Origin of the sequence: Actinomyces oris (assembly GCF_001929375.1) — a bacterium.
GTDB lineage: Bacteria > Actinomycetota > Actinomycetes > Actinomycetales > Actinomycetaceae > Actinomyces > Actinomyces oris_B.
The window spans coordinates 1-17,375 of sequence record NZ_MSGO01000028.1; the positions used below are offsets into that span (position 1 = coordinate 1).

Consider the following 17,375-nt stretch of genomic DNA (forward strand, 5'->3'; position numbering starts at 1 on the left):
GGGAAGAAAAACTCCCCCAGTCCGAGAAACACCACGCACTCCAGGCTCACCTGGCCGATGACCGTCACGCCCTGGCGCGTATGCGCAGGTCAGAGACGGCACAGGCTCAGGCACGTCAGCCAATGGACACCCTAAAAGCCGCCAACCGTGACACCAAGGCCCTCACAGCACACCGCCGAGACCCACCACTAAGCCCACCCAGACGCCAGCGCACACAGAGTCGTAAGGGAGATGCCGCAGTCGTACCCCTAACCCCCCGAACACACGGGCTAACCCACGAACTCGTCAACCGGAGGCGGACATTAACGACCGCCGTCAGCACCATTGCACCGACCGCGTCATCGCAGTTACGCGACTGTCTCACCTTCCAAGAGTTCACGACGGGTCTTGATCTGCTGAAGTTCAGGCATGGAGCGTTGTTCCTCCTGGGGAAGGTTGACGAAGGACATCAGCAGATCCGCCACACGGTGAACCTCGTTGCACTGAGCCCCCTCCGTGGCCCAGGTATCGAAGTTCACGGTGATGTTGTCGTCCTTGGTGATGATATCCAGGATTTTCCCCTTCTTTCCCTCCCGAAGACGCACGTAACGCAGCTCCGACAGGGGAACGCTTCGTTCGATGCTCCCGTCTCCGGTCAGCGCCGACTGCGAAGTGAGGAAGAACCGCGTCGGCGTGATACCGAGGTAGCTGGCGGCGCCCATCAAACGCCCCGAAGTACCCCCGGAGACGGCGTCAGAACCAGGGATGGCCTTGGCAAAACCGCTCTGAGAGACCTCTGCCAGGGCGAGAAGGGGCTCCTCGCGGGGCAGCACCCACGCGAGGACGTCGAGAGCGCGCCTCAAGGCGTCATCCTTGTCCTTGACGACCGTGATACTCGGCCTCAGCGCGGCGGGTTCCTCGTAGACCGCGCCACGTAAACGGTCGACATACTCGATCATGGCGGTCACGGTCTGGTTGACGCTGCTGGAGCGCCGGGACCGGAGGTCACGGAGTCTCCATCTCCGGCCACTCACAATGTCAGCGAGATGGCAGTGGACATCAAGTTTCTCAAGGACTCTGGCAACCCTGTCCATCGAGTCTCGGCGCTCCGCTGGAACCTGCCTGGCGAGGAGTCTCAGGAGCTCGTCGTCCCCGGCAGTGCGGTCTTCGTCGGCCGCGATCTCTGCGGCTCGGAGCATCAGGTAACGATAGTAAGCAGTCTCTGCCATGACGAAGCCCTGAGTATCCGCAATGATGTCTTCGGCATTGTCTCTCAGATAGTCGCGTCGGCCAGCGTAGTCGGTCTCAAGCTCCTTCAGGTGCCTGTCGAGATAAGCGGTGAAGGTCTTGCGCTCCTTACGCAGCGAATCCTCAAGATGTTTGACGCGGCCGAAAATACGCGCCGTCACGGTTCCCACCTCGCGCGCTTCGTCAATGGCGCCGGCGACGGTGTCACACAGGCCTGCGAGCGTGTTCCAGTGATCCTCACGAAGGGCCTTGAGCACGTCGCGGGTCAGCTCGATGTTCTCATCGATCTTGTTGGAGATCGCGGTGAGCTGAGCGCTGATCGCCAGAAGCGCGAGCGAAGGGCCCAGGTTCTCCAGAACAGATGCTGCCTGGGCGCCCGCGGCTGGCGCCCAGCGGATGTGGGCGGCGAACTTGCCACCCTGCTTAAGAACGCCCAGATTGTAGTTACCTTCCACCATGGTCCGCATGGTTTTGAGGTTACGGATTGTCTCCGGTGCGAGCCTGACCAGTCCCTGAGCGGAGGCGAGCCCTCCCAGACCCTGCGCCATGGCGTTGGCGGTACCGACGGCGTTGCTCAAGGCGTCGACGATCTCGCGGTCGCTGCGGTGTCCCAACCCGAAGGGCTCGACGTCCCATCCCTCCGGCGCAACCTCTCCGAAGAGGACAGCGACGCCGGGCTCCACCTCCAAGAGAGCCAGCTCGGTCTTCGTGCCTTGTGTCTCCAGCGAGGCCTCGCCCTCGTTCGCACCCATTGTTTTGCTCCTCCAGACGTCTTCGTCGGTTGCTTACGGAGGAACAGTAGTCCCGGGGGACGACAACCTCGTACGCGGCTAAAGTCACCGACTCGGCCCGCAGCACCTAACCCCACACCCGGCGCACGCGGCCGGAGGGCAGACCACCGGCCCGCTCCGCGACTGGTGTCACAAGTGGCGACTTTTAGGGGCGCTCCTAGCCGATGACCGTCGCGCTCCGGCACATTCGCGCTGGTCAGAGCAGCACAGGCTCGGGGGCGTCAGCCGATGGGCGACCTAAAAGTCGCCAAACGTGACACCAAGACCTCACAGTCGACCACCCAGCCCCCTACTCAGCCCACCCCTAAGCCCCAGACCCCGACGCACACGGCCGGAGGGATAGGCCGCCGGCTCGCTCGGCGAGTGGTGTCACAGCCCACCGCCGAGACCCGACGGACGCCTCCATCCACCGGTGGTGCACACTGTGCCCCATGGCAGACCGGACCCCACGCGACCTCACCGGGCTCCTGGAGTCCATCGGTGGGCGCGACGGCCGGCTCGTCCACCTCCAGCGCACCCCGGCCCGCCCCGGACGCCACACCGACTGGCCCGACTGGGCGGACCCCGACCTCGTGACCGCCTACCGCCGTCTGGGCGTCGAGTACCCCTGGACGCACCAGGCCGCTGCCGCCTGCTCCGCTCACGCCGGCCGCCACACGGTCCTGGCCACCGGCACCGGTTCAGGCAAGTCCCTGGCCGCCTGGCTGCCGGCGCTCTCCGACATCCTGGCCGCCCAGTCCCCCGGCGCCGACTCGCGCATCTCCGCCCACACCCGGCGCCCCACCACCCTCTACCTCTCCCCCACCAAGGCGCTCGCCGCCGACCAGGCCGCAGCCCTGGCCAGGCTCATCGGTGAGCTCGAGGCCGCCCAGCGGGAGGCCGGCACGCCCGCGGGCTCCCTGCGCACGGTGCGCGCCGGCACCTGCGACGGCGATACTCCCCCGCCCGAGCGCGACTGGGTGCGCGCCCACGCCGACGTCGTCCTGACCAACCCCGACTTCCTCCACTTCTCCCTGCTGCCGGGCCACGAGCGCTGGAGCCGCCTCCTGCGGGGCCTGCGCTACATCGTCATCGACGAGTGTCACGCCTACCGCGGAATCCTGGGGGCGCACGTCGCCCTCGTGCTGCGCCGTCTCCTGCGGCTCGTGGCGCGCCTGCGCCCGCGCGGCCCGCAGCCGGTGGTCCTGTGCGCTTCGGCGACGGCGGCCGAGCCGGCCCTCACCGCAGCCCGCCTTATCGGCGTCGAGCCCGACGACGTCGTGGCCGTCACCGACGACGCCGCCCCCGCCGGGGAGCGCACCCTGGCTCTGTGGCAGCCGGCCCTGCGCGACCCCTGGGTACTACCGGCCCCCAGCGAGGTCGGTCCAGCACCCACAGGCTCCCCAAGCCCGGCCGCGCTCAACGGCACCTCCCCCTCCGGTGCACCCCGGCCGGCGCGCACCGACGACGACAGCCTTCCCGCCTCCGCCGCCCACGGCCGGCCTTCTGTCACGAGCGGCGCTACCCCGCCCGGCAGTGCCGAGCCGGACTCGGGCGACCCTGGCGAGGACCCTTCGGCGCGGCGCAGCGCCGTCGTCGAGGCCGCCGAGCTGCTCGTGGACCTGCTGAGCGTGGGCGCCCGGGCGCTGGTGTTCGTGCGCTCGCGTCGCTCGGCGGAGGTCGTGGCCGAGCGGGCCCGCCACACGCTGAGGCTCTCACTGCCCGAGCTCGTCGGCACGGTGGCGGCCTACCGCGGCGGCTACCTGCCCGAGGAGCGCCGGACCCTGGAGTCCGACCTGCGTTCGGGCCGGCTGCGGGCCCTGGCCACCACCAACGCCCTGGAGCTGGGCATCGACGTCACCGGACTGGATGCGGTCCTCATCGCCGGCTGGCCGGGCACGCGCGTCTCGCTGGGGCAGCAGGCGGGCCGGGCCGGACGCGCCGGTGGCCGCGGCCTGGCCGTCCTCATCGCCTCCGACAACCCGCTGGACGCCTACCTGGTGCACCACCCCGAGGCGGTCTTCGCCGCCCCTGAGGCCACGGTCTTCGACCCGGCAAACCCCTACGTCCTCGCGCCCCACCTGTGCGCGGCCGCCTCCGAGGCGCCCTTGCGGGCCTCGGACCTGGCCTTGTTCGGCCTGTCCGACGACGCCCTGCTGCGCGAGCTGGAGGGGCGGGGCGCGCTGCGGCGTCGGCCCACGGGCTGGTTCTGGAACGTGAACCTGCCCGGGCGGCCCCAGGACCTGACCTCCCTGCGTGGCGACGGGCCGCCCGAGGTCCCGGTGGTGGAGGCCGACACGGGCGTCGTCATCGGCACGGTCGACGGCGCGGCCGCCGACTCCACCGTCCACGAGGGCGCGGTCTACGTCCACCAGGGGCGCGTCTACGTCGTCCAGGAGCTGGCCGACGACGTCGCGCTCGTGCGGCAGCAGGCGGCGGTCGGCTACCGCACGCGGGCCCGGTCGCGCTCGAGCGTGCGCATCATCGCCGAGCGCGAGCAGCAGGTCTGGGGCCGGCCGGGTCAGACGACGCCAGGCGACTTCCGTGAGCCGTCGGCGCGCAAGCCCGAAGGGCCGGCCGGCTCCGGCGGCGGTTCCGATCCAGCCAGTACCGGTTCCGATCCGGTCGGTGGCGGGCGGGCCGAATCAGCCCTCGGCGACGAGCCCGAGCCCTGGGGCACGGCGGCCATCACCTGGTCCTTCGGCTCGGTGGAGGTCACCAGTCAGGTGACCGGCTACCAGCGGATGGCGCTGCCCGGCGGGGAGGTCGTCTCCCAGCACGCCCTGGAGATGGACGAGCACGTGCTGCCCACCGCCGCCGTGTGGTGGACGATCCCGCAGGAGGTCTGCGAGGCGGCGGGCCTGGAGCCCACCGATCTGCCCGGGGCCCTGCACGCGGCCGAGCACGCGAGCATCGGGATGCTGCCGCTGCTGGCCACCTGCGACCGTTGGGACATCGGCGGGCTGTCAACGGCGATGCACCCGCAGACGGGGACGCCCACGGTCTTCGTCCACGACGGGCACGCCGGCGGGGCGGGCTTCGCCGAGCGCGGCTACCGGGCCGGGCGCGACTGGCTGGAGGCGACGCTGGCCGTCATCGAGGGCTGCGGCTGCGCGAGCGGCTGCCCCTCCTGCGTGCAGTCGCCCAAGTGCGGCAACAACAACGAGCCCCTGGACAAGGCAGGAGCCGCCGTCCTGCTGCGGCTCCTGCTCGAGACGGCGCCCCAGGACCCCTCAACCGCCGACTCCGCTCACCGAGAACTGTCCGGAGCGGACGACTTTGACGCACCCTCCAGCCCAGTAACCAGAAGTAACTGAGCTTCGACCTGCTGCTTTGCGAGTCGCACTTCGCAGGAACGGCGGCAAAGCCGTCCGAAACGGTCAATCCGGCCGCCGGACCTGACGCGACGTGAGGCCGCTCAGTACTCGGGCATGAACGTGAATTCATAAGACGCTCGCCCTCATATTCATGAGATGCCCACCCTCACGTAACGTGAGACTGATACGTTCCCAGCATGCTCCTTCGATTACTGCGCACGCACCTGCGCCCCTATACGGGGCTACTGGTGTGCGTCCTGGTGCTTCAGTTCGCTCAGGTGATGGCCTCCCTGTACCTCCCCACCCTCAACGCCGACATCATCGACAAGGGTGTGGCCACCGGCGACACCGGTTATATCTGGCGGATGGGCGCGTTCATGCTGGGGGTGAGCCTGGCCCAGGGAGTGTGTTCGGTGGCGGCGACGTATCTGGCGGCGCGCGCGGCGATGAGCATGGGCCGGGACCTGCGCGGTGAGGTCTTCAACCGGGTCAGTGGCTTCTCCGAGCGGGAGATCTCCGACTTCGGGGCGGGCTCGCTCATCACCCGCAACACCAATGACGTCCAGCAGGTCCAGATGCTGGTGATGATGAGCTGCACGATGCTGGTGACGGCGCCGGTCATGGCGGTGGGCGGCATCTTCATGGCGGTCACGCGCGCCCCGGGCCTGTCGTGGCTGATCGGGGTGTCGGTGCCGGTCCTGCTGGTGGCGGTGGGGCTCATCGTGGGTCGAATGCTGCCCCTGTTCCGCTCCTACCAGGACAAGCTCGACGCCATCAACCGGGTGATGCGCGAGCAGCTCACCGGTATCCGAGTGATCCGCGCCTTCGTGCGCGAGCAGGCCGAGACCGAGCGCTTCGGGGACGCCAACACCGATATGGCCCGGGTCGGCGAGCGTGTGGGGCAGCTCTTCGTCCTGCTGTTCCCGCTGGTGATGCTGGTGCTGGACGTGACGATCGTCGGTGTCATCTGGTTCGGCGGCCACCGGGTCGGCGACGGCGACGTGAAGGTGGGTACCCTCATCGCCTTCATGTCCTACCTCATGCAGATTCTCATGGGCATTGTCATGGCGAGCTTCATGACGATCATGATCCCGCGCGCCGCCGTGTGCGCCGAACGCATCAGCGAGGTGCTGGCGACGCCGCCGACCATCACCTCCTCCCCCGACGCCGTCAGCACCTTCCCGGCTCCCGGAACGGTTGAGATGCGGGACGTCACCTTCGTCTACCCCGACGCCGACGCCCGCGTCCTGGCGGAGGTGAGCTTCACGGTCCGGCCCGGTACGACGACGGCGATCGTCGGCTCGACGGCGTCGGGCAAGTCCACGGTGGTGCGGCTGCTGGCCAGGCTGCTGGAGGCCAGCAGCGGGCAGGTGCTCATCGGCGGCACCGACGTGCGTCAGGCCGACCCCGAGGCGCTGTGGTCGCAGATGGGGCTCGTGCCCCAGCAGCCCTTCCTGTTCGCCGGCACCGTGGCCTCCAACCTGCGCCTGGGGCGTGAGGAGGCCACCGACGGCGAGCTGTGGGAGGCCCTGGAGGTCGCCCAGGCCAAGGACTTCGTGTCGAAGATGGACGGGGGCCTTCAGGCGCCCATCGCCCAGGGCGGCACGAATGTCTCGGGTGGTCAGCGTCAGCGCCTGGCCATCGCCCGGGCCATGGTGCGCCGGCCCGACATCCTCATCTTCGACGACTCCTTCTCGGCCCTGGACGTGTCCACCGATGCGCGGCTGCGCGAGGCCATGGGGCCGGCCACAGCCGGCATCACGAAGGTGATCGTGGCCCAGCGCGTCTCCACGATCACCGAGGCCGACCAGATCCTCGTCCTGGACGGCGGCCACCTGGTGGGCAGCGGCACTCACACCGAGCTGCTGGCCACCTGCTCCGTCTACCGCGAGATCGTCACCTCCCAGCTCGGGGCGGAGGCCGCAGCATGAGCAAGAACGCGAGCAGCGCCGTCGGCCCCGACGAGCTCAGCGAGGAGGACCTCAAGCTGGCCGCTGAGGCGCAGGCCGCCTCGGGCGACAGGCACGCCGGGCCGCCCCCGGGCAAGGCCGAGGCCTTTTGGCCCTCCTTCAAGCGGATGGTCGGGCTGCTGGGCGCCTACCGGGCCTCCCTGGTGGTCGTGGCCCTGGCCGCCGTGGGCACGGTCGTGCTGGCGGTGGCGGCCCCCAAGGTGCTGGGCCAGGCCACCAACGTCATCTTCGAGGGCGTGGTCTCCACGATGCTGCCGGCCGGCACCACCAAGGCTCAGGCCATCGAGGCCCTGCGGGCGCGGGGGATGGATGACTTCGCCACCATGCTCTCGGCGATGGACATCATTCCCGGCACAGGCATCGACTTCACCCACCTGGGGCGGATCCTGACGGTGGTGCTGGCCCTGTACGTGGGTTCGGCGGTCCTGAACTGGCTCCAGGGCTGGCTCATCAACCGCATCACCATCAAGGCCCTCTACCGGCTGCGAGCCCAGGTGGAGGACAAGGTTAACCGCCTGCCGCTGAGCTACTTCGACACCGTCCAGCGCGGTGAGCTGCTCAGTCGCCTGACCAACGACGTCGACAACGTCACCAACACCCTCCAGCAGTCCCTGTCCGGTGCCCTGACGGCGATCCTCACAGTGGTGGGCGTGCTGGGGATGATGTTCTCGATCTCCTGGAAGCTGGCGCTGGTGGCGCTCATCGTGTTCCCGCTCATGGGCGTGGTCTTCGCCGGTATCGGGCCGCGCTCGCAGAAGGCCTTCACCCACCAGTGGGCGCGCACCGGCAAGATCAACACCCGGGTGGAGGAGTCCTTCTCCGGGCACGCCCTGGTGCAGGTCTACGGGCGCACGGCCTCGGTGCGCGAGGCCTTCGCCGCCGAGAACGAGGAGCTGTTCCGGGCCTCGCTGCGCGCCCAGTTCCTCTCCGGGATCATGATGCCGATCATGCTGGTCATCGGGAACATCAACTATGTGGCCATCGCGGTGGTCGGCGGCGCCATGGTCGCCTCCGGGTCGCTGCGCCTGGGCGACGTGCAGGCCTTCATCCAGTACTCCCAGCAGTTCTCCCAGCCCCTGGGCCAGCTCGGCGGCATGGCCACGGCCGTGCAGTCCGGGACCGCGAGCGCCGAGCGGATCTTCGAGCTGCTCGACGCCGAGGAGGAGCGTCCCGACGACGTCGCACCGACGGCCCCCGCAGGCACGGCAGACGCCTCGGGCGCAGCAGGCACCGCGCCCGCTGACGCCGCAGAGGCCGCGGATGCCGGCCGGGCCGCCGGGGCCGGGGCCGGCCCCAGCGCCCGGGCGGACTCGCCGAAGGGTCCGGCGGGGCCGGGCGTCATCGAGATGGAGCACGTGCGCTTCTCCTACAGCCCGGAGGTCGAGCTCATCCGGGACCTGTCCCTGCGGGTGGACCCCGGGCACACGGTCGCGATCGTGGGGCCCACGGGAGCGGGCAAGACCACCCTGGTCAACCTGCTCATGCGCTTCTACGAGCTCGACGGGGGACGCATCCTCATCGACGGGCGCGACATCGCCACCATGACGCGCCACGACGTGCGCCGCCGCACCGGCATGGTCCTGCAGGACCCGTGGCTGTTCGCCGGCACGATCCGCGAGAACATCCGCTACGGGCGGCCCGGGGCCACTGATGAGGAGGTCGAGGCCGCCGCGCGGGCGTGCTTCGTCGACCACATCATCAAGGCCCTGCCGCAGGGCTACGACACGGTTCTGGAGGAGGACGCCGCCAACATCTCCGCCGGCGAGCGCCAGCTGCTCACGATCGCGCGGGCCTTCGTGGCCAACCCGGCCGTGCTCATCCTCGATGAGGCCACGAGCTCGGTGGACACCCGCACCGAACTGCTGGTCCAGCAGGCCATGAACGCGCTGCGCGAGGGCCGCACGAGCTTCATCATCGCCCACCGCCTGTCGACGATCCGCGACGCCGACACCATCCTGGTGATGGAGCACGGCGACATCGTCGAGCAGGGCAGCCACGATGAGCTCATCGCGGCGGGCGGCGCCTACGCGCGCCTCCACGCGGCCCAGTTCGCGGGCGGCGCCACCGTCGCCGTCGAGGACTGAGGCTGGGGCTGAGCGGGGCCGGGCGGGGCTGAGCCGGGTCAGGCTGGGCCTGAGGTCCGGGTGCATCCGCCGGTGTGAAGGCCGATTCTCGCCAGTCTCGACCGTCGAGGACGCACGGTAGGCCTCGCGGACTGTACCCGTGACAGGCGTCGTCGAGGGCTAGGGTGCGTCCTCGAGCCCCGGGTGCCCGGGCCACCGTGTCGACGACAGGGGTCGTGCCGGTTCACGGCTTGGGCGGGGCGTCGACGGGGCCGGCGCGGGCCTGGGCGGTGGCCTGGCGGGGCCGCCCGAGGATCGTCGTCGGGACGACGACGCTGACGGTGACGTCCTCGCCGGTCACGGAGCAGGAGCTCACCGAGGCGCCGTTGGCTGCAGCCACGCGCCCGGCCATGGCGCAGGGATCGCCGGGAGCGATGACCGAGGACAGGACCGTGGCACCGGAGATGGCCGCGAGATCGGCGGCGGCCCGGGCCCGGCCGGTGGCGCTCTGAGCCTGGATGAGGCCCGTGATGCCGAGCGCCGCCGCCAGCAGCACCGCGATGACGCCCAGCGCGTAGACGGTCCCCGAGCCGCGCTCGTCCCAGCCGGGGCGGTTCTCCCCCGCACCCCGCGTGGCCGGTTGCCGCACCGCTCGTCCAGCCGGGCGGCTGAGCGGCCCGCCGGTCTGCCGACTCAAGGTCGCGAGCGCGGCGAAGGCCAGCAGGTCTGGCGGATCCGGGGTGTGGACCGTCTGCCGGGGCGTATCTCCACGGCGGCCCATGAAGTGCTCGGCTCGGTGAGCGAAGGCCAACAACTCCGACAGAACCGGGGTGTGGGCCGCCTGTCGGGGCCTGTCTCCACGGCGCCTCATGGGCTGCTCGGTTCGGTGTAGGTGCAGGCGCGGGCCCGGGCCGTCAGGCCCAGCCCGCCCAGGGGTCCGGGCACGGGTCGGGCCGCGGTGACGCAGGTGAGCTCGCCCTGCTCGAGGCCGAGGCTCACCCCTCCGGCCACGCGCTGGGCGGCGCCGGCGTAGTCCTCCTGGCCGATGGCGGCCTGGCGGGCGGCGGTGCGGGCGGCGTCAGCCACCCGCAGCTGGGTGACGCCGGCGCTGACCGCCGCCAGCACCATCAGCAGGACGAGGACGACGGCGGGCAGCGACAGCGCCGTCTCGGCCGTCACCATGCCCTCCTCTCCTCCTTCGGTGCACCCGTCCTGGTCGCCGCCCCCACGGCCTCGTCGGGGCCGGCGACCAGGTGAGGGATGCGGTTCCGCGCGGCCGGAGGGCCGGCGGGATGCGGGACCCGGGAGGCGGAGTCGGCCGCCACCGGGGGCCCAGGCCACTCGGGGGCGAGCGCGCCCACCTGCTGCGATGACGCCGCACATCACACCGAGAGCGCCGACTCGATGATGGACTGCAACGCCCCGCTCAGGCTGCCCGAGCGCATGAGCGCCAGCAGCAGGCCGGCGAAAGCAGCGGCCGCCAAGGTCCCGATGGCGTACTCGGCGGTGGCCATGCCCTCCTCCTTGGTCGCCAGTCGCCGCAGGACGGCTGGCACCGTTGAGGCGTCACTCGGGCGGGCCAGCATCACACTGGTGCGCAGAGCGCGCAGGGTGGTCCTGGTGGGTCTCCTCATGGTGGTTCTCCTCTGGTCGGTGGGGACCAGCGCACCGCTGCTCCCCAGCGGGCACCGTGCCCGCACCACCAGCATCGGGTCGTCCCGGGCCCCCGCGCTCAGGGGCTTGTCAGCCCTGTGGAGACCACCTGCAGTCCCGGCCCTGTGGACCCGGGGATCGCCCGCGCCTTCGCCGATCCGCCCGATCACGTAGAAGGCCCCCGCCAGGGCAGAACCGGGTAGGGGCCGCAGGGCAGGTGGTTGGGGACGGCCGGCCCACAGCGGCGCCCGACGACGTCGAGTGCCTCAGCCCTCGATGAGCTCGCGGATCTCGGCGGCGGTCAGGGCCGCCGGGCTGAGCCCGCCCGAGCCCGCCGCAGCAGCCGCAGCACCGGCACCCGTACTGCCCTCACCGCCGGTCTCGGCCTCACCGGCCCCCTCGACGACCCGGGCGAAGAGCTCTGCCTTCTTCTCCTTGAGGGCCATGACCTTCTCCTCGATGGTGTCGGCCGAGACGAGCCGGTAGACCATGACCGGTTTGTCCTGGCCGATCCGGTGGGTGCGGTCGATGGCCTGCTCCTCGGCCTGCGGGTTCCACCACGGGTCCAGCAGGAAGACGTAGTCGGCCTCGGTGAGCGTGAGCCCGAAGCCGCCGGCCTTGAGGGAGATGAGGAAGACGTCGGCCTGACCGGCCCGGAAGGCGTCGATGACCTTCTGCCGGTTGGGGGTGGAGCCGTCCATGTAGGCGGTTCGCACACCGGTGGCCTCCAGGTGCTCGCGCACGCCGGAGAGGTAGCGCGTGAACTGGGAGAAGACGAGGGCGCGGTGCCCCTCGGAGAGGATCGGCCCCAGGTGCTCCAGCAGCACCTCGACCTTGGCCGACGGGCTCGGCTGCCGCCCCGGCCCGCTGCGGCTCGTTGCGGGGGCGCCGGCAGCCCTGCACTTCGCGGCCCTCGCGCCACGGGCCGGCTTCTTGCCGGAACCGTCCTTCCCGCCGTCCGCGGCACCCTCAGTCCCGGCAGCGTCGATGCCCCCGGACTCGGCCCTGTCCCCGCCGTCGACGAGCGCCGGGTCGAGCGCCATCTGCCGCAGGGTGGTCAGCGCCTTGAGCGCGATGAAGCGCGACTGGGCGGTGTCCTCCTCCAGCAGCCCGAGGATCCTCTGCCGCTCGCGGGCCAGGCGCTGGTCGTAGGCTTTGCGGTGCTTGGCGCCCAGCTCGACGGCCAGGACCTGCTCGGTCTTGGCGGGCAGGTCCGCGGCCACCTGCTCCTTGGTGCGCCGCAGCAGGAAGGGCCGCATCCTGCGCCGCAGCCGCCCCAGCGCCTCGGTGTCCCCGCGGTCGATCGGCTTGCGGTAGACCTGCCCGAAGCGCTCCGGATCGGGCAGCAGCCCCGGCGCCGCGATGCTCATGAGCGCCCACAGGTCCATGAGCGAGTTCTCCAGCGGCGTGCCCGTGATCGCGATGGTCGACGGCGATCGCAGCCGCCGCACGGCCTTGTAGGTGGCAGAGGTGTGGTTCTTGACGAACTGGGCCTCGTCGCACACCACCCAGGCCCAGTCCTGGGCGATGAACTCCTCCTCGCACAGGCGCGCGATCGTGTAGGAGGTGACGACGACGTCGCAGCCCTCCACGATCTCCTCCAGGGTCTGCTCGCGCTTGGCGGCGGTCCGCCTCACGGCCCGCACCCGCAGCCCCGGGCAGAAGCGCTCGGCCTGCTCCACCCAGGAGCCGACGACGGAGGTCGGCGCGATGACGAGCACCGGCCCGGTCCCCTCCGGATCACCGGAGTCGGTCGGCTCGGCGGCCGGGCCGCCCGACCCGTCCTGCAGGGCGCCCCCTGAGTCGGTGCCGACGTCGGCCGGCGCCCGCCCCTGGGCCTCCTCGCGCTGCTCGATGAGGCGCTGGACGGCGGCAAGCACCTGAACGGTCTTGCCCAGTCCCATGTCGTCGGCCAGGACCCCGCCGAGGCCCGCCTGGCGCAGGAAGTCCAGCCACCGGTAGCCCTCGAGCTGGTAGGGGCGCAGCGTCGCCCGCATCCCCTCGGGCACGGACACCCCGCCGGCCCCTTCACCAGCACCATCCGCGTCGTCAGCGGCCCCACCGGACGGCTCGGCTGCGGCCTCGGCGGCGCGCGCCCGCTCCAGCAGCCGCCCGACCCGCTCCTTCCAGCGGGCCGTGGCCTGCCCGATGACGCCGAGGGACTCCAGGACCTCGTAGTAGCCGGCGTGCAGGGCACTGACCCGCATCGCACCCTGCGCCTGCGGGTCGGCCAGCTCGCGGCCCTCCTCCATGAGGCGGGCCAGGGCCTCGATCTCCGGACGGTCGATGCTCACCCAGGTGCCCGACTCCAGGAGCACCTCGGGCTCTCCGGTGGCCACGGCCGCCATGAGCAGCGCCAGAGGGATCTCCTCCTCACCCACGTGGACGCGCACGGACAGGGAGAACCAGTCGGGGCGGTCCTCGTCGTCGCTGACGCTGGTGGTGATGACCGGGGCGGCGTCGGCCTCGCGGTAGTCGGGGACGTCGTCGTCGACCTCGATATCGAAGGCCTCCAGCTCGCGCAGGACCGGCAGCGTCTCGGTCATGAAACGGGCCGTGGCCATGCCGCGCAGGTCCAGGGGCTGCCAGAGGGCCGGGTGCCGGCCGGCCAGGGGCAGCAGGTGGTTGAGGACCTCGCGGGCCAGGCGAGTCTCGCCCTCGAGGTCCCGGCCGGCGGTCCCGCCCTCGATACGGCCCTCGGCCGCCGCGGACAGGTCGGGCAGGCCGTGAGCGTGCCGGACCTCGCCGTCCTCGCCGACGTAGCGGACGGACCACTCGGTGGTCAGGTGGTGCTCGGCGGTATCGACGTGGACCGCGAGCGCGGCGCGCAGCGTCGTGGGGCGGGGCATGCGGATGGAGGCGTCGGCGGACAGGACCGGCAGCGCCCGGGTGAGGGCCTCGAGGTGCTCGGTCTCGAAGCGCTCGACGTCCCCGGCCGGGATGGTGATGGCCTCGCCGTCACCCAGCAGCACCCGGGAGAGGGCCTCGGTGGGACGCGGCTCGAGAGGCATGAGGAGCAGCTCGCGCCCGGGCATCCACGTGTAGAAGCCATGAACCGGGTCACCGATCGGCATGAGGGAGAAGCTCAGGCGCAGTCCGGGGACCTGCAGGCGGCGCAGCTCCTCGACGTCGTCGAAGTCCAGGGCGGGGGTGATGGCGACACCGCCGTCGCCCTCCCGGGTGAGGTGGACGCCGCCGCGCAGGCCCTCGGCGAGGTGGACGGGCATGCCGTGGCGCTGGGCGGTGGTGAGGGTCAGGCCGGCCGCCACCCCGCGGCGCAGCACGTCCCAGACGCGGGCGGGAGCGGTCATCAGGGAGAGGCGGTCGTCGGCGTAGTAGAAGCCGTAGCCACCGGCCATGCCGGACAGCTCGCGCAGGACACCCATGACGGTGGGGTCGACGTCGTCGTCCAGGCCCCCGGCGGCGATCTGGCTCCAGGAGGCGCCCTGCCGGTTCCAGCCGCGTTTGCCCTCAATGAGCGGCAGCATGGACAGACCGGCAGGAGTGCCCCACATGCTGCCGGGGTCGTCGATGATCTCCAGGGCCATCCGACGGCGCGGCGCGCGCTCCACCCGCAGCAGGCCGGCCAGCCGGCTCTCCCAGAGGGAGACCTGGCCGGAGGGGGCGGCGTCGTCGGGCTCCTCCGCCAGGGCGCGCGCGGTGATGAGCAGGGCGGCCACGTGCTTGCAGTTGCTGCCCACCGGGCACGAGCAGGTGCCGGCCCAGGACGCCGGGGCGCTGCGGGCGCCCTGCTTGCGGAAGACCATGGTCTGGTAGGTGTGCGCGCCCGAGCCCTTGGACTGGGCGGTGATGATGTCCCCGTCCCCGGCGACGCCGATGCCGCGCACCCGTCCCTTGCGCGCGTAGTCCAGACCGCGCAGAAAGGCTCGGTGGCCGACCCGAGTGATGATCTGGTCATCAGTGAGCTCCACCGGCCAGTCGTCATACCGAATCGCGCGCGCCATGGCCCCAGGTTAAACGCGGGGTGCGACACGTTCGGGCGCCATCCGGTCGCCGATCGCACGCCCAGCGCGAACGGCGCCGCCCTCGCCCCGTCACGTGGGCCGGGGTGAGGGCGGCCACGGCCCGGTCGGAGGAGCCGGTAGAGAACGAGGGACGACCGGGCACCCCGTGCTGGACCGGGCTCTGGATATCCTGCCCGCCAAGGACGGCAAGCGATTCTCCTCCCTGGTCTCCTGGGGCAAGCTCAACCCCACCCGCCACATCGCCGAGTCCTTGGAGGCGGCCGGGGTGGTGCGCATCCACACCGGCGGGCCGTTCGGTTCGCTGCACCCCAGCTACCCCACGCTCGACCCCGTCCCCGAGCGGCAGCTGCGCGCACGCATCGACGCCGCCCTGCGCGGGGTGCAGCCACCGACCGCCTCCGACGTCGCCCTGCTGTCGATCCTGCAGGCGCTCAGTGTCGCACCGACCGTCCTGCCTCAGCAGGAGACCGGTCTCAGCCGCGGCGAGCTCAAGCGCCGGATCCAGGAGATCTCGGGGGAGAGCCCCGTGGGGCGCGCGGTGCAGCGGGCCGTGGAGGCCGTGACGATAGCCATCGTGGCGGCCGCGAGCGCCGGGGCAGCGGCCTCGTCCAGCTGATTCGGGGCCGCGTCCCGGCCCCGCCGAGCCGGGCATTTCTCGCGTAGCCCTACAGAAATTCTGCCCGGCTACGCGAGAAATGCCCGGCTCGCCGACGGGGGCCGTCACTCGCCGCGGGGCCGACGACGTCGGGCCGCCCGGGAGGTGGCGCCGTGTCTGCGCACGTGGTGCCAGCGCTCGCGCCACTGGGCGTGCTCTTGCTCGATCTCGGCCAGGCGCGCGGCCAGGCGGTGCGACTCCTCCAGCGACAGGCCCCGGGCGTGCATCCCCAGCTCGGCCAGGCGCGCCATCGCCGGCGTCGCCTGCTCGCGAAGGTCCGGCAGGCCCACCAGGTCGGGCTGCGCCGGTCGCCTCACTCCTGTCGCCGGGGTGCGCTCCCTCGCCGGCAGCCTGATGCCGCCAGGCGGCGACGCCGGTCGGCGCGGCTCCGAGACCTGCTCGCCGACCGGGACCGTGGCCTCCTCGGGGGTGCGTCCGTCGGGAGCGGCCGGCCCCTGGACCACGCGCATCACCTCATTGGCCGGCGCATGGTCGCTCTGGTGGCCCAGCGCCAGCCCGACGGCCGGCAGGACGAGCACCGACAGCACCCCGGCCAGCACAAGAGTGGAGGCGAAGGAGGTCGACATGGCCTCGGCGCTGACCGCCACCTGGGTGACGGCCACGATGATGGGCAGGGCCGTCGTCGAGTAGACGGCGATCTGGAGGCTCTGGCGCATCGAGTAGGCGCGCGAGCCGTCCCTGCGGCGCTCCGCCCGGGAGGCCAGCCACACCGGCACGCCCCGCACGAGCACCAGCAGCACGAAGAAGGCCAGCAGGTTGACCATGTCCCCGCCGTCGAGCCCGGCCTCGATGCCCATGCCGGAGGTGACGAAGAAGATCGGGACGAAGAACCCGTAGGCCAGCCCGTCGAGCTTCTCCTCGAACTCGGCGTCGCCCTCGGGCAGGGCGTGACGCAGGACGAAGCCGGCGGCGAAGGCCCCCAGGATGACGTCGAGGTCGAAGATGGCGGCGATGGCGCACAGCCCCACCAGGAGCAGGACGGTGGCCCGGATGGTGGTCTGCGCCGTCGTCGAGGCCCCCAGGTGGATGGCCTCGACCAGGCGGCGCCCCACGCGCTTGACGCGGCTGGTGAAGCGGACGATGACCAGGGTGATGATGAGGAAGACGCCCAGGATCACCATGCTCGCCCAGGTGGAGCGCGATCCCAGCAGCAGCGCCATGACGATGACCGGCCCGACCTCGCCGACGGCGCCGTGGTTGAGGATCGAGGCGCCCACCGCCGTGGACAGCAGACCGCGGTCGCGCAGGATCGGCAGGATCGTGCCGATGGCCGTGGAGGTCATGGCGGTGGCGATGGCGATGCCGTTGGCCGACGCCGCCCCTCCGGTCACCCCGATGACGCTGACCGCGCCGAAGGCCAGCCCCAGCGAGAGCAGCCAGGCGACGGCGGCGTGGCGCCCGCCCGCCCCGCGCAGCTCGTTGACATCGATCTCGTAGCCGGCCATGAGGAAGAGGAAGGCGACGCCGAGCTCGCGCAGCAGCTCGATCGAGGAGTCCTCGACGGCCAGCCCCAGGCCGTGGGGGCCGATGAGCATTCCGCCCAGGATGAGCAGGACGACCTCGGGCACGAGCCGCTTGGGGATGGTCCAGGAGATCAGCGGCGCCACGAAGGCCACCGCGACGATGAGCAGCAGGGAGGTGAAGACCTCGGCCATATCGTCTCCTTGTCTCCAGTCGGGTGCGGGGTGTGGGAGGCGCGGGGCGCAGGGACGG

The 17,375-nt window shown here is 71.4% G+C and carries 10 protein-coding genes; 4 read left to right on the forward strand and 6 right to left on the reverse strand.

Annotation, left to right across the window (positions count from 1 at the left end):
* Positions 1 to 347 precede the first annotated feature (347 nt).
* Complete coding sequence (locus BKH32_RS06175; protein ID WP_075249125.1) at positions 348 to 1,979, reverse strand: hypothetical protein; 1,632 nt, start codon at positions 1,977 to 1,979, stop codon at positions 348 to 350.
* Positions 1,980 to 2,449: 470 nt separating this feature from the next.
* Between BKH32_RS06175 and BKH32_RS06180 the strand changes: the two genes are divergently transcribed.
* The 3 genes from BKH32_RS06180 (at position 2,450) to BKH32_RS06190 (ending at position 9,368) form a co-directional block, all read left to right on the forward strand.
* A complete protein-coding gene (locus tag BKH32_RS06180) occupies positions 2,450 to 5,314 on the forward strand; it encodes a DEAD/DEAH box helicase (protein ID WP_075249126.1) in 2,865 nt (954 codons plus the stop codon).
* Between the two features lie 197 nt (positions 5,315 to 5,511).
* Entirely contained in the window at positions 5,512 to 7,245 is a 1,734-nt protein-coding gene (locus BKH32_RS06185) for an ABC transporter ATP-binding protein (RefSeq protein WP_075249127.1), read from the forward strand.
* A complete protein-coding gene (locus BKH32_RS06190) occupies positions 7,242 to 9,368 on the forward strand; it encodes an ABC transporter ATP-binding protein (RefSeq protein WP_075249128.1) in 2,127 nt (708 codons plus the stop codon). Before BKH32_RS06185 ends, BKH32_RS06190 begins: the two co-directional genes overlap by 4 nt.
* A gap of 223 nt (positions 9,369 to 9,591) precedes the next feature.
* Here BKH32_RS06190 and BKH32_RS06195 read toward each other — a convergent pair whose 3' ends face one another.
* The 4 genes from BKH32_RS06195 to BKH32_RS06215 form a co-directional block, all read right to left on the reverse strand.
* A complete protein-coding gene (locus tag BKH32_RS06195) occupies positions 9,592 to 9,996 on the reverse strand; it encodes an Rv3654c family TadE-like protein (RefSeq protein ID WP_075249129.1) in 405 nt (134 codons plus the stop codon).
* A gap of 218 nt (positions 9,997 to 10,214) precedes the next feature.
* The gene (locus BKH32_RS06200) at positions 10,215 to 10,529 is read right to left on the reverse strand and encodes a TadE family type IV pilus minor pilin (RefSeq protein ID WP_075249130.1); all 315 of its coding nucleotides are present in this window, start codon (positions 10,527 to 10,529) and stop codon (positions 10,215 to 10,217) included.
* Between the two features lie 200 nt (positions 10,530 to 10,729).
* Positions 10,730 to 10,981: a DUF4244 domain-containing protein gene (locus BKH32_RS06210; protein WP_081376717.1), complete on the reverse strand. Its 252-nt coding sequence runs from the start codon at positions 10,979 to 10,981 to the stop codon at positions 10,730 to 10,732.
* A gap of 285 nt (positions 10,982 to 11,266) precedes the next feature.
* Positions 11,267 to 14,965, reverse strand: a complete 3,699-nt coding sequence (locus tag BKH32_RS06215; RefSeq protein ID WP_075249132.1) for a DEAD/DEAH box helicase — start codon at positions 14,963 to 14,965, stop codon at positions 11,267 to 11,269.
* 94 nt (positions 14,966 to 15,059) lie between these two features.
* On the opposite strand from BKH32_RS06215, the gene BKH32_RS06220 reads away from it, so the two are divergent.
* The gene (locus BKH32_RS06220) at positions 15,060 to 15,602 is read left to right on the forward strand and encodes a GOLPH3/VPS74 family protein (RefSeq protein ID WP_256691169.1); all 543 of its coding nucleotides are present in this window, start codon (positions 15,060 to 15,062) and stop codon (positions 15,600 to 15,602) included.
* A gap of 104 nt (positions 15,603 to 15,706) precedes the next feature.
* Here the strand turns inward: BKH32_RS06220 and BKH32_RS06225 are convergent, their stop codons facing one another.
* Positions 15,707 to 17,317: a cation:proton antiporter gene (locus BKH32_RS06225; protein ID WP_075249133.1), complete on the reverse strand. Its 1,611-nt coding sequence runs from the start codon at positions 17,315 to 17,317 to the stop codon at positions 15,707 to 15,709.
* Positions 17,318 to 17,375 lie beyond the last annotated feature (58 nt).

Bases quoted from the DNA above. Each gene is read 5' to 3' on its own strand.
- BKH32_RS06175 (WP_075249125.1), bottom strand. From the start codon at position 1,979: ATGGGTGCGAACGAGGGCGAGGCCTCGCTGGAGACACAAGGCACGAAG.
- BKH32_RS06180 (WP_075249126.1), top strand. From the start codon at position 2,450: ATGGCAGACCGGACCCCACGCGACCTCACCGGGCTCCTGGAGTCCATC.
- BKH32_RS06185 (WP_075249127.1), top strand. From the start codon at position 5,512: ATGCTCCTTCGATTACTGCGCACGCACCTGCGCCCCTATACGGGGCTA.
- BKH32_RS06190 (WP_075249128.1), top strand. From the start codon at position 7,242: ATGAGCAAGAACGCGAGCAGCGCCGTCGGCCCCGACGAGCTCAGCGAG.
- BKH32_RS06200 (WP_075249130.1), bottom strand. From the start codon at position 10,529: ATGGTGACGGCCGAGACGGCGCTGTCGCTGCCCGCCGTCGTCCTCGTC.
- BKH32_RS06210 (WP_081376717.1), bottom strand. From the start codon at position 10,981: ATGAGGAGACCCACCAGGACCACCCTGCGCGCTCTGCGCACCAGTGTG.
- BKH32_RS06215 (WP_075249132.1), bottom strand. From the start codon at position 14,965: ATGGCGCGCGCGATTCGGTATGACGACTGGCCGGTGGAGCTCACTGAT.
- BKH32_RS06225 (WP_075249133.1), bottom strand. From the start codon at position 17,317: ATGGCCGAGGTCTTCACCTCCCTGCTGCTCATCGTCGCGGTGGCCTTC.